The sequence below is a fragment of the Chlorobiota bacterium genome, assembly GCA_016710285.1.
Taxonomy (GTDB): domain Bacteria; phylum Bacteroidota; class Ignavibacteria; order OLB7; family OLB7; genus OLB7.
Map to the genome: position 1 here is coordinate 496,020 of JADJXR010000001.1, position 12,754 is coordinate 508,773.

The following is a 12,754-nucleotide window of genomic DNA, read 5'->3' on the forward strand; positions in this document are numbered from 1 at the left end:
GAAACGGCTGTTGTATATTTGCGCCCCTTGTCACAAAGATTGCCCTGCAGCTGGTAGGTGAACTGCAGGCAAGCAATTGCGGATGTGGCGAAATTGGCAGACGCGCCAGACTTAGAATCTGGTGCCGCAAGGCGTGTGGGTTCAAGTCCCTCCATCCGCACAGTAAACAACCACTCAATTCTTATTCCTACCATGGAATCAACAGTTCTGGAACCCTCCAGCATTCGCCGCGAAATAGAGTTTGTCCTGACGAAAGAGGAGTTCGACACTCACATCACGGCAACCCTTCGCACAGCCCAAAAAGAAGCTCAGCTGAAAGGCTTCCGCAAAGGGATGGTTCCCCTGAATCTGGTGAAGCAACTCTACGGCAAGCAGCTGGAAATCGAAGCGATGGAAGAAGCCGCCCAGGAAAGTTTCCGGGAGTATGCCAGCCAAACCGAGCCGAAAATCGTTGGAACGCCTGCCGTTACCGAGCTTCGCAAAGAAGACAACGGCGGACTTTTCGTTAGAATCCAGTACGAAATCTATCCGGAATTTGAGCTTGGCCAATACAAGGGGCTGAAAGCACAGCGGATTTCCCACACCGTTACCGAGGAAGAAATCAACGACGAGCTGGCGAATCTGCGCGAGCGATTGGCCACGCTTGAGCCAGCCGAATCCGCTGATGATGATGACCACGTGGTGACGGTAGATATTCAAAAACTGGCCGACGGAATGCCGGTAATCGGCGAAATTTCTCGTGACATCCGGATCTTCCTGAAGCACGAGAACGTCAACCCTGAGCTTCGCCGCCAGCTTCGCGGCACAAAAGTGGGCGACACATTCCGCGTTGAACTGCCAACCGGCGACGGTGGGGAAACGAATATCCCCTACGAAGTCACGGTCAAGGAAATCAGCCGCGCAGTGCTTCCCGATGCCGACAACACCCTGGCAATGAAAGTGCTGGACAGCACCTCCGCCACGATTGAGGAGCTTCGCGAGCAGATCAGCGCCGCTATCAAGAATGAGTACGACCAACAGTTCACCAAGAGCTTCCGCGATAACCTGGTAACTATGCTGGTCAACAACCACGATTTCGAGGTGCCGCAAACCATGGCTCGGCTGGTGTTGGATTCCTTTATCGAGGATATAAAGCGCAGCGAGAAGAAGGAGCTTCCTGCCGGATTCGACCGCCAGAAATTTGAAACCGAGATGTACCCCGTTGCCGAACGCACCGCAAAATGGATGCTGATTCGCGAAAGGATCATCGAGGCAGAAGAGATCACCGTCGAGGATGCCGACTACGAAGACCTTGCCGAATTTGAGTCACGGAGAATGGGCATTGAATACGGTATCGTGCTTCGCTACCTTAAATCGCAGCCATCCACCAGCGACCGCATTATGGCGGAGAAAGTGATGGTGATGTTAGAAGATTACGCCGAAGTAGAGTATGTGGAGGATACAACCCTGCAGCAGCAGCAAGAAGAGTCCGAAGCCAGTGCCGACCAGGCCAGCATCGAGAAATCGTAAGCTCCGCCGCACGCAAATCCAAGCATGAACGCAAACGCGATGGGAAGTGCCAGCAATGTGCTTCCCGTCGCGTTTTCCGTTTCTTGCTGGTGGGGGGGGGAAAGAGATGGCCATCTCCCCCGCAATTTTCTTGCTTCACCCCCTTCCCCCATTCGTCCGAATTCTTAATTTCACCACATGAAGCCCGTGCGGTATCCGTCATACGGGCAACCCTGATCCTCCAAAAGCAACATCACCGGTGGATCGGCAACACAGAACAACATTTCCAACGAACGTCATTAACAAGGAACACCATGATCGTCCCAACAATCCGCGAAAGAACAGCCCTGGGATGGGAAGCATGGGATCCCTTCAGCCGCCTGCTGAAAGAACGGATCATCATGCTCGATTCCCCAATCAACGATGAAGTCGCCAGCATTGTGATTGCACAGCTGATCTACTTAGAATCAGAAGACCCAAACAAAGACATCATCATGTACGTGAACTCCCCGGGCGGGTCCGTCTCGGCCGGGTTGGCGATTTACGACACCATGCAGTATATCCGCCCCGATATCTCCACCATCTGCCTGGGGCTTGCTGCAAGCATGGGCCAGGTGCTGCTGTGCGCCGGCACGCCTGGCAAACGAATGGCCTTGCCAAACAGCCGCATCCTGATGCACCAACCATCCGGCGGATCGCAAGGGCAGACGACGGAGATTGAGATCTACCTGAAAGAAATGATCCGCATGAGGGAGCAGCTCTACAAGATCATCTCCCTTCACTCCAACCAAGATGTGGATCGCATCCGCCGCGATGCCGACCGCGATTTCTGGATGTCGCCACAAGATGCCGTGGAGTATGGATTGATTGACCGCGTGCTGATGAGCCGCAAGGAGATCAGCCGCGATATGCCGCAGATCCCCAGCACCAGTGCCGACCAACGAATCACCATCGAGGAAACTTCGGTGAAGGCCGAGGCCGAAAAGTAGATCAAGCCGCCAATCAATCACAGCCCCGATTTCCCCCCCTTGTTATCAACTATTGCCAAGGGCGACCCCTGTGAAGGGTCGCCCTTGGCAGTTCTGTGCGTATATTCGCAACCCAACTGAGGAACACTACTAAGCCAACACGGTACCAACACGCCGCTCTTCCATCAGCTGCCGCTGGTGGAAGTTCGCAGGCATTCCTTCCCGCTTATGTCCGACGACAAAAATTTTGATTCCGACTTCGTTCGATGCTCCTTCTGCGGACGCACTCCGGATGAAGTAACCTCCATCATTGCTGGCCCAACCAGCTACATCTGCGACATCTGCGTGCAGAACTCGGTGGAGCTGCTGCGCCGCAACTCGCGGATGTTCCGCCCCGGCGAAAACCAACGCCTTACGCCAATGGCCATCCGTTCGGCTTTGGATGAGTTCGTTATTGGCCAAGATTTGGCGAAAAAATCCCTTGCGGTCGCGGTTTATAACCACTACAAACGGATTGAAGCCCAGCAAACCCTTTCGGGCTTTGATGATGTGGAGATCGAGAAATCGAACATCCTGCTGATTGGCCCCACCGGGGTCGGCAAAACATTGCTGGCCCAAACCCTTGCGCGATTGCTCGACGTCCCTTTCGCCATTGCCGATGCCACCACCCTGACCGAAGCCGGCTACGTTGGCGACGACGTTGAGACGATCCTTGTCTCGCTGCTGCAAGCTGCCGAATTCAATGTTGAGCGTGCCGAGCGCGGCATTATCTACATTGATGAGATGGACAAAATTTCCCGCAAGGCCGATTCCCCATCCATCACTCGCGACGTTTCTGGCGAAGGGGTCCAGCAGGGATTGCTGAAAATTCTGGAAGGAACCAAAGCGAATATTCCGCCAAAAGGGGGGCGCAAACATCCCGAGCAACCGCTTGTTCAGGTGAACACAAAAAACATCCTTTTTATTTGCGGTGGCGCATTCGATGGGCTGGAAGAAATTATTGCCAAACGGATGCGAACCTCAACCATGGGATTCGGAACCGACGTGCAAGATCGTGTGGAGGCAAAAAAAGAATTATTCCGCCATGTCGAGCCGGAAGACCTGATCAAATTCGGGTTAATTCCCGAGCTGATTGGCCGCGTGCCGGTTATTGCCCCGCTTGAACCACTGACCGACGAAGCAATGCGGGAAATTTTAGTGGAGCCTCGGAACGCTATCGTGAAGCAGTACAAAAAACTGTTCGGCATGGAAGGGGTTGATCTTGAATTCCGCGAGGATGCTATCCAGGCAATTATCGAAAAAGCCAAGCAGCGGAAAACCGGGGCGCGCGCACTTCGCGGCGTTGTGGAAGAAGCGATGTTAGATGTGATGTACACCCTCCCCGACCGCGAAAACCTGCAAACCGTGATTGTCACCCAGGAGACCATCATGCGAAGCGGGGAACCGATTTATATTTATTCGGAAGAAAAAGCGCAGCAGAAGGCAGCGGGATAATCAAAAAAAAGCGCAGCAAAGATTGCTGATACCACAGGGGGAATGGCGCGTGCCATTCCCCCTATTTCGTACCTGCCTGGCGTACCGCGTGAACGATCAAATCTATTGCTTGGAAGACGCGATAGCAAATTAAAATGCATAGCCGAATTGGAAACTCAATCCAGCTAAGGAAAGTAGTGGAACCAGACCTCCTACTTGGTCAGTAGGAATATACGTGAATCGTATTCCTGTACCCCATAACAATCCTTTGTCAGGCTGATAGCGATACCCGACAAGAATGAACCATGGACATTTTGAGTCTGCATACATTACTCCACCGCAAATTTCAAAATACTTTGAATTTTTACCTATTAGCCCGCCTACCCTTGTCATGTATCCATATTTATAAATATCAATACTATCGTCAAGGGCAAAGCTGCCAAACCCAACAGCAACGGATAAATAATCAACAGGGCGATAATCATATGCTAAAAAACCTGTGGGAATGAAGGCAACCGTTCCTTCAACGCGCACAGAATGAGCAGAGTACTCTAAGGAAGTTTGGGCATTACTCTGAATTGAACCACAGCACACAATGAGCAGTAGCATGGCGGCCTTTCGATACATCATTATGGTTTTCATGTGGGACATATTTTTTGCTTGAACTCAACGTTAGGATGGATAGATGCAGCCGGCATCGGCAGGGAAGACCCAAACGGGATAACAAGGATAACAGAATCGGCATAAAAAATGGGTTACGCCATCGGTGTGATTGGCGTAACCCAGCTTTTTATCAAGATCAGCATCTCTTTGCCAGATGCCTATTGCCCCTTGTTCTTGCTTAGCTGATCTTCTAACAATGCCTCCAACCGGTTCAGCGTTTCCACCGATCCCCACTCCATGCCAGAAGAAAGGTGGCCATTGCGCGCTTCCAACGACTCGTACAAAATGCGCTCGGTCATTCTTGTTTTCCCATCCTCCTCCCTGAACGTCACGGTGACGATAGCCACGATGTTGGAGTATGGCTCAACATCGTACACCATCGTATGGACCAGCAGTTCCGGCGCAACGATTTCTTGAAAAACCCCCTTGAACGGATGGATGCTCCCGTTCTTCTCCTGAAGCTGGATCCGCCACTCGCCACCAACGCGCAGATCGTTTTCGCAGACCAGCACCGTTTGCGACCGCAGCCCCCACCATTTCGCGATATGCTCCGGGTTGGTCCAAGCCTCGAAGACCAATTCCTGCGGGGCATTGAACAACCGGGTCATCACAATCTCACGGTCCGACGGCAACGCCAGCATGAACGTCGTCGCCGGCTGTTTCGTGGCTTCGGCCAGTGCCTCGGCAAGGCGGTCCAGCGTCTCGGCTCCCCGTTCCACCACGCCGAACTCAACTTTCTGGTTGCGGGCAGCGGTGCTGGCCAAATGGAAGGTCATCGTAAGCCGCGTCTTCCCCCCTTGCTCTTCGAACTTGACCTCTACTTGAAAGCTGTCGGAGCCGTCATCTTTGCCGCTGCTGTGGGTGTAGGCAATCCGCTCCGGCGGCAAGATTTCATCGAAGGTGATAAGGTTCGGGTAATCCACTCCATCGGGTCCGTGCATGGTGAAACGCCACTGGCCGCCAGGGCGCACGTCAATGTGGTGGAAGGTGTTGGTGAACCCCTTTGGTCCCCACCAGTGGATAAGATGCTGGGGATCGGCCCAAGTGTCGAACACCAGCTGGCGCGGCGCGTTGAACACCCGCGTGAAGACGATCTCTTGGTCCTGGCCAATGGCCACGTCGCTCAGTTCCTGGCTCATTTTTTCTCCTCTCGTTGTAATTGGTGAAGGTATTCCTCAAGCCGGTCGAAGCTCTCGCTCCAGAACCGCTCGTAGGTTGTGATCCAATCGTAAATCGGCTTTAGCTCCTTTCCGTTCAGGCTGTAGAGCCTTTGCTGGCCGGCACCCCGCACGGTGACAAGACCAACTTCTTTCAGGACTTTCAGGTGCTTCGAGGCTTGCGGCTGGTTCATCCCCAGCATCTCGGCGATTTGGTTGACCGATTTCTCCCCCTGTGCAAGCAGGGCGATAATTGCCCGCCGCTGTGGCTCGGCAACCGCATTGAACGCGTCGGATGTTGTTGGTGCTCTTGGCATGGCACAAATATATGCCTATATAGGAATATAAGTCAAGTAAAATTTTCAACGACCACCGCGAACATGGATATCAGGATAGAGAAGAAGTGATAGTTTCCTTCCCAGACAGCCCCTTCTCCCCCATCTATTTTTTCAGGAATATCCTTTTGCGGCAGGCGGCAGCATGACCTTCTCCATCCTTGATCTCATCAGAAAAAAGCGCGACCGGCAGGAGCTAACAAGCGAGGAGATTTTCCGGCTTGTTGAAGGGGTTGTGATGGATGCGATCCCCGATTACCAGCTAAGTGCCTTCCTCATGGCGGTCTATTTTGCCGGGATGACCCCTGGCGAAACCGCGCTGCTTACGGCAGCAATGGCCGTCAGCGGGGACCAGCTTGATCTGGGCCACATCGCCATCCCTAAAGTGGATAAGCACTCAACTGGCGGGGTTGGGGATAAGGTCTCGCTGGTGCTGGCTCCGGTGGTTGCTGCCTGCGGGGCCGCGGTGCCAATGATCTCTGGGCGGGGGCTTGGCCACACCGGCGGAACGGTGGATAAGCTGGAGTCCATTCCGGGGTTTCGCACCGATCTCTCCCTTGCGGAAACCGCCCAGCTTGTTCAAAAAATTGGCGTGGCAATGGCCGCCCAAACCGAACGCCTTGCCCCTGCCGACCGCAAGCTCTACGCCTTGCGCGGCGTGACGGCAACGGTGGAATCCCTTCCGCTTATCACCGCCTCCATCCTCTCCAAAAAATTTGCCGAAGACCTTGACGCGTTGGTGATGGATATTAAAGTTGGGAATGGCGCGTTTATGAAAACCCTTCCCGATGCCCGTGCGCTGGCCAGCTCCATCCGTGCGGTTGCGATTGCCAACGGGCTGCGCTGCCAAACCCTTATCACCCGGATGGATGCCCCGCTTGGCCGAAGAATCGGGAATTGGTTGGAGGTGTGCGAGGCCGTGCGGATGCTGCGCGGCCAGGAACAGCCGCCGTTGATTTTCCAGGTAACGATTGCGCTGGCCGCCGCCTGCCTAACCGCCGCCGGAATTGCCAGCAGCCACGAAGAAGGGATTGCACGCGCCACCGCAGCAATTGCCGACGGAAGCGGATATCAGGTTTTTCTGCGGATGGTGGAAGAACAAGGCGGGGACGTTCGCGCGGTGGAATCGGCCATTGAGCCACCCCCGGACGAAATAATCCTGAGCGACCGCAGCGGATGGATTGCGGAAATAGATGCGATGCAGTTGGGGCTTATCGCTATTGAAGCGGGGGCGGGCCGGAAAATATTAAGCGAGCCGATTGACCACGAAGCCGGAATAATCCTGTACCGCCACGTTGGGGAATATGTTGAGCAGGGCCAGCCTTTGTGTGGCGTGGTTATTCGGCGAAACGCTGCTGCCATCAACCCCGCCGAATTGCGCGCACTATTTCGGATTGCGGAGCATCCCCAACCGGAAACGGAAATTGTGGTGGAGCGGAATTAAAATTATCCGCCATTCACATCTAATCGGCGCAAAGCGCGGTGATACACCATGCCAACGATGCCTCCAAGCACTGCAATCCAGATAATGCTTCGCCACAGCATCTCCGCAAAAAGTTCTGGGGATGGAGCAACCAATAATTTTGCGGGATAATACATCATGGCAGGGAACGGAGTTAATTCAATTAATGTTCGGTACGGTTCGGGCCAGAATCCAATTGGGACAGCACCGCCGCCAAAAACCAGAATAAGCAGGCCAATAATCCAAACAAATGCGGTGGCTTTTTCAATCCAGAATGTGGCAAGCCCGGCCAATGCTTGAAGCAAAAAAAACAGAAGTGAGCGAAGAATAAAAGCAAGAAAAAAAGCCGCAAGCCCCCACACGGAAAGAATAAAAACCCCGGAGGCTATCCAAGCAATAATAATTCCAGCAGGAAACGCCACGGCGAACGAGAGCACCGTGTGGGCCATCACCGAAGCGAACCGAGCAAGCAGATAATCATACGGCCGCGCAAGCGTGGTGACGATATTTCCGCTGATAACATCATGCTCAATTTCAAGCTGAGCTTCGGTTTGCACCGAGAAATAGAGGATTTGCCCAGCCGCAAGGAACCAGAGTAATTGCTCCCACGTGAAATTCTCTCCGCTTATGCCACCCACCGCTTGCGGCTGGATTGTTGCCTGCCACACTTGCAGCAAAACATAAAAGAATAGAACGACGGTGATATTCCCTATCACAAAATCCCAGGCGTAGGTCGTCATCTGCCGCAGTTCGGTGCGGAAGATCGCAAAGTATTTCGGTGCCGAACGATGGAGGGAAGGCATAGCGAAGTTGGCGGTATTTAGAGAGTTATTTCGCCAAAAAATGCAAGTAGGTATCTTGACCCACACATCCCAAGAATAGCTTCTACCATTCTATCAACTCTGGATACGGATTATCCCCTGTCATTAAATAATAGGCAAGTATTTTTTCGTTGCGAAGGCTAATGGTCGGAGAATTCCAAGGATATTCCTCAATTTTGAGTGCACTTGCTACTGCTAACATTTTATAGTCAGTATCCGAAGCTCCACCACCTCGACATGATACAGCAATGAGGGTGGAATCACCACGTGGTTCAAATGTTACGACGTAGCTGTAATCCCCTTCAGCAACGCCGTTATAGGTCACAACAATATATTCAGTGATGATCTGCGGTTTCATCTTCGTGTAACGAGCAAGCCATGTCTGAGCTTTTCCACGGCATTCCTCTGTACGTGATTTTGGGACTACGAACTCTGATGGTGTGGAGATCAAAGTCCCCAGATAGGCTCGCTGGTCGGAGGTGAGCCTCACACGGCAGCCATAGATGAAGGTCAGGGAAAGAGCAAGGAAAAAGAGTTTCATAGCTAATGTTTGATAGGTAAGAGATCGTTTGCAATGTTCACCTCATCTCTAACATACTACCGTGACTACCATTGCACCTAACTTCCTCAATTACAGTTGCTACCTTGTTTTGGTAGGAACACTCATTTTGAATGAAAACCGCTATCCAAAACAGCAAAAGCAAGAAGGGAACGACATTTCTGGTTTCCCCTTTGGTACCATCAACGGGATTTTCAACTATCTCAAAAAACGTTTGCTGATAATGAATACTACTCAGAGTGCGGCAAAACACTCTATCATTCTGGTAGATGCTCTGTATTTTTTCAATGCCTGCTAACAAATCGTAGATCCCCAGTGTTAGTAGTATGATTGCTTCAGGATGCAAGAACTGACCGTTTAGGAGTTCAATGATGTCGAAGAGTACCAACGCCACACTCCCCTTCCTTCTGCTGCTGACAACAGCAGTGGCTCTGCTTGCCCCAATTGCTACTCACTCGCAGAACCGCATCTCCCCCCGCCACCCGTCGGTAGCCTACTTGCAGGAATGGGGGTTTATGGTAGGCAGCGGCTTGCCATGCAAGCCAACATGGGGAGAAGAGTTTGGCAGAAGCATCATCCCCGTGGGTGATGTAAACGGGGATGCAATCGCCGATTTTTTGATAGAACGTAAGCGTTGCGATAGCGCGTTTGGTGTTGATGGCCTAACAAAAGGCAATGAGTTATTGCTCTATTACGGTGTCAAGGGAGGACTCCCAGCAACCAGCAGTGGACAACGAATCGGTATCTCCGAAGTAGGTTCACGAACCTACTTCTTATCGGTCGGTGATTACGACGCTGACAGTTATTTCGACATCGTCTGTGGCGTTGAACATTACGCTGATACCACTGGTGGGAACAACTGGGAATATCAAACAGGTCGCGCAATAATTTTCTGGGGGAATGCTGAAGGAAAGTACCGTTTGAGCGATACGACACAGTTACCCTGCGATGCACCGATCTGGATAGCACCATCGCGAGGGTTGACCATTGATGCCAACGCTGATGGCATTGACGACATAGCAATTGTGGGTGCTGGATTTGGTTTTGGTAATGGAGCGATACGGAACATTGCGAGCATATATATTTATCATGGGAAGAGTGGTTCGCGTCTTGGTCACGATGGCAAAGCGGCAACTGCCGACCAACGATGGTGGAATCCTCCAGAGTATAATTGGGTAGAATGGCTTGATCAGGATTGTGATGGTGTGAAGGACATGGTGTTCCATGATAAGGGCAGCTTGGTCGAGAAAATCCATATCGCCTATGGTAATCCTCAGACAGGTTGGATAGACACGAACGACATCCAAAGCATAGACACATGGCAAGCCAACGGGCGGTTCATCCTTTTTCAGGATGTCACCGGTGATGCCGTCAAAGACCTTGTCATGATCGGTGGCGATTTCACCAATGGGCGCATCAAGGTCTTTGCTGGCAAACCCGGGCAACGATTGATAGAGCAATACGGCGATGGTCGCGACAGCGCAGACCGTGCCAATGAGCGGTTCCCCTTGCGTCCGTGGGCCCAGATCATGCTGCCAAACGCCTTGCACGATGGCTGGTTCGGTGCTGAACATGTCTTGTTTGACCTTGGGGATATGAACAACGACGGAACCAGCGAGGTCGTTGCCCACACCTATCCCTACATCATCATCTACACCACAGGGAGCACCATTGATTCGTTGATAGATATTCTCTACAACATTCCAGATGAAAGTTGGGGCACGTTGCGGCGATTAGGAGATATAGATGGCACAGGTGACATCAGCTACGGAGCAACATGGCAAGGTCGTGTCCACTTTTTGAAGGCTCCACCACAGGATGAGATACCGACGTATGGTGGTAATGTCCGTGAGCTTCCCCATCCCTTCGAATTTCGATGCCAGCACACCACCGACGTTGAGCAACAACCATCGGAGATTCAACAGATGGAGCTAACCCAACAACAAAAACTGGTTCCCACCACCCACACACATCATCGCTAAGGAGAAGGATACACGCCTCCCACTGCTCCAACAATCGCCCATCCCATCCCCACCCACACGCTGCTTCAATAACGCAAAATCATGCTGGCTCCCAACACCCGTGCCTTGATCGTGTGACATCCACGAGGAGATAAAAAAAACCAAAATCCGCGAACTATCGCAGATTTTGGTTTCATTGAAGAGCTTGAAGTTGCTCAGATTTTAGATTTTGTACTCCCAACGGGATTCGAACCCGTGCTACCACCTTGAAAGGGTGGCGACCTAACCACTAGTCGATGGGAGCGGCTCTCCGATTCCTTCAACACTCGTGGGCCGTTGTGTTGAATGGGCCGCAAAGATAGCCCCGAACCCTTACCACAACAACCTGTGCGACAAGTTTTTACCGGCAGCCGCTCCATACAATGGTGCGCCTTGCTTCCTATGGTGGCCACTTCTTTTAAGGCTTACTTCGGATCCATTGGCATCGTTCCGTTGTTGTCGTACAACACCGGAAGCTGGGGAGGTTTCTCTGGATGCTTCGTGGCGTTCTCTTCCACTTGCTTGCTTGCCGGTTCCGATGCAGAGTTGGCAGGGGCTTTCCGCACGGAGCTTCCGCCACTTGTTGCCCCGCCCCGATTCTCCTTTCTTCCCGCCTCCGATTGGAAGTGCGCGGGGAGGGAATCGGGGGCAACGTGTGGCAGAATGGACGACGAGTCGGCAACGGCAGCCGGAGGGGATGTGAGTTTGGCAGGAACAGCCTGCTCCGAAGAACCAAAAAGACTTGGGAACAACAGGAACGCTCCCCCCGTCGCCACAATCAACGAAGTCCCAGCCGCAGCCAGCCCCTTCAACCAGGGGAGTTTGCTTGCAAGCGACGCTGCCGGAACTTTGGCCAGCGCGTCCATCAACTGCGCCGATGGCACGGTTGACGGAAGGGGCAGCTGCTGGCGGTCCCGAGCAACGGCGCGGGCAATGGCACGCTCGGCAATCAGCTCACGCTGCAGCTGCGGATCGGCTTGCGCCTGCTCCACCAAGCTGGCACGCTCCGATTCATCAAGATGATTTTCCACTATCCGCTCAACCAAGCGGCTCCGCTCTTGCTCATTCATTCGTTCATTCTCCAGCGTGTGATGTTCCCACAGGTATTGATTGGGAGTGATTGATCTTCGGCGCGCTGCTGCCAACCGCCGCCGCCACGATTTTCCGCAGCTGCACCCTTGCCCGCGAAGCACGCGCCCAGATTGCTTCTGGGGTTCGCTCCATCATCTCAGCAATCTCGTCGTAGCGATAGCCGCAATACAGATGGAGGACCAGCACCTCGCGATGCTCGAACGGAAGCTCCTCCAATGCTGCAAGGGCTATCTCCTCCAACTCTGAGGCCGATTGCGCGGAATAAAGGGGCAGCGCGTTCTCATCGAATTCCTCCACCGTTACCCACCGCCCGCGCCGGCGCAGCAGGCTGATGCAGGCGTTCCGAGCAATGCGAAATATCAGCCCCGGCGGATTGCTTATCGGCTGCGATGCACGGCAAAGTTCGATGACTTTTTCCCACGTGTCTTGCACGGTATCCTCCGCCTCGGCCTGGTTCCCCAGCACTTTTACGCAGTAGCGGAACAGCCCCGGATTGTGCCGCCGAAACAGTTCAAGAAACGCGGCATCCTCCCCCTGCTGAAATCGCTTCAGAAGGAGCGCGTCGCCGGACCAGGCTGTGATAGATTCCCCGGCAGGGGGTGTTGCCCCATTATGCGGGACAGGGTCAGTTGCCATAAACGATTCGGGTTCCGAATGGTACAACGAAATGACGCGCCAGGAATACCAAACCTGACAGCCACAAAAAGAACGGATTGCAGCGAAGCAGGTGAAGGCC

General features: G+C 53.1%; 13 protein-coding genes and 2 tRNA genes. 7 read left to right on the plus strand and 8 right to left on the minus strand.

What is annotated here, in order from left to right; translation table 11 throughout:
• The first annotated feature begins 78 nt into the window (after positions 1-78).
• The 4 genes from IPM61_01715 (at position 79) to clpX (ending at position 3,950) form a co-directional block, all read left to right on the plus strand.
• Positions 79-160: transfer RNA gene (locus IPM61_01715), tRNA-Leu, on the plus strand.
• Positions 161-192: 32 nt separating this feature from the next.
• Entirely contained in the window at positions 193-1,509 is a 1,317-nt protein-coding gene (gene tig, locus IPM61_01720; GenBank protein ID MBK8910023.1) for a trigger factor, read from the plus strand.
• Between the two features lie 293 nt (positions 1,510-1,802).
• Positions 1,803-2,477 (plus strand): ATP-dependent Clp protease proteolytic subunit, encoded by a 675-nt coding sequence (locus IPM61_01725; GenBank protein MBK8910024.1) that lies wholly within the window; start codon positions 1,803-1,805, stop codon positions 2,475-2,477.
• Between the two features lie 207 nt (positions 2,478-2,684).
• Positions 2,685-3,950, plus strand: coding sequence for an ATP-dependent Clp protease ATP-binding subunit ClpX (clpX, locus tag IPM61_01730; protein ID MBK8910025.1), 1,266 nt, complete (start codon positions 2,685-2,687; stop codon positions 3,948-3,950).
• 129 nt (positions 3,951-4,079) lie between these two features.
• On the opposite strand, the gene IPM61_01735 is transcribed toward clpX, so the two are convergent.
• From IPM61_01735 to IPM61_01745, 3 genes are all read right to left on the minus strand, one after another.
• The gene (locus IPM61_01735; protein MBK8910026.1) at positions 4,080-4,571 is read right to left on the minus strand and encodes a hypothetical protein; all 492 of its coding nucleotides are present in this window, start codon (positions 4,569-4,571) and stop codon (positions 4,080-4,082) included.
• Between the two features lie 179 nt (positions 4,572-4,750).
• The gene (locus IPM61_01740; protein MBK8910027.1) at positions 4,751-5,731 is read right to left on the minus strand and encodes an SRPBCC domain-containing protein; all 981 of its coding nucleotides are present in this window, start codon (positions 5,729-5,731) and stop codon (positions 4,751-4,753) included.
• Positions 5,728-6,066 (minus strand): winged helix-turn-helix transcriptional regulator, encoded by a 339-nt coding sequence (locus IPM61_01745; protein MBK8910028.1) that lies wholly within the window; start codon positions 6,064-6,066, stop codon positions 5,728-5,730. Before IPM61_01745 ends, IPM61_01740 begins: the two co-directional genes overlap by 4 nt.
• A 163-nt stretch (positions 6,067-6,229) precedes the next feature.
• On the opposite strand from IPM61_01745, the gene IPM61_01750 reads away from it, so the two are divergent.
• Positions 6,230-7,528: a thymidine phosphorylase gene (locus IPM61_01750; protein ID MBK8910029.1), complete on the plus strand. Its 1,299-nt coding sequence runs from the start codon at positions 6,230-6,232 to the stop codon at positions 7,526-7,528.
• Between the two features lie 2 nt (positions 7,529-7,530).
• Here IPM61_01750 and IPM61_01755 read toward each other — a convergent pair whose 3' ends face one another.
• Positions 7,531-8,349, minus strand: a complete 819-nt coding sequence (locus IPM61_01755) for a hypothetical protein (GenBank protein MBK8910030.1) — start codon at positions 8,347-8,349, stop codon at positions 7,531-7,533.
• Positions 8,350-8,431: 82 nt separating this feature from the next.
• Positions 8,432-8,908, minus strand: coding sequence for a hypothetical protein (locus IPM61_01760; GenBank protein ID MBK8910031.1), 477 nt, complete (start codon positions 8,906-8,908; stop codon positions 8,432-8,434).
• A gap of 61 nt (positions 8,909-8,969) precedes the next feature.
• On the opposite strand from IPM61_01760, the gene IPM61_01765 reads away from it, so the two are divergent.
• Positions 8,970-9,224: a hypothetical protein gene (locus IPM61_01765; protein MBK8910032.1), complete on the plus strand. Its 255-nt coding sequence runs from the start codon at positions 8,970-8,972 to the stop codon at positions 9,222-9,224.
• A 73-nt stretch (positions 9,225-9,297) separates the two neighbouring features.
• Positions 9,298-10,908: a hypothetical protein gene (locus tag IPM61_01770; GenBank protein ID MBK8910033.1), complete on the plus strand. Its 1,611-nt coding sequence runs from the start codon at positions 9,298-9,300 to the stop codon at positions 10,906-10,908.
• Between the two features lie 211 nt (positions 10,909-11,119).
• Here IPM61_01770 and IPM61_01775 read toward each other — a convergent pair.
• The 3 genes from IPM61_01775 to IPM61_01785 form a co-directional block, all read right to left on the minus strand.
• A tRNA-Glu gene (locus IPM61_01775) sits at positions 11,120-11,191 on the minus strand.
• A gap of 160 nt (positions 11,192-11,351) precedes the next feature.
• Positions 11,352-11,996: a hypothetical protein gene (locus IPM61_01780; GenBank protein ID MBK8910034.1), complete on the minus strand. Its 645-nt coding sequence runs from the start codon at positions 11,994-11,996 to the stop codon at positions 11,352-11,354.
• 4 nt (positions 11,997-12,000) lie between these two features.
• Entirely contained in the window at positions 12,001-12,654 is a 654-nt protein-coding gene (locus IPM61_01785; GenBank protein MBK8910035.1) for an RNA polymerase sigma factor, read from the minus strand.
• Positions 12,655-12,754: the final 100 nt, after the last annotated feature.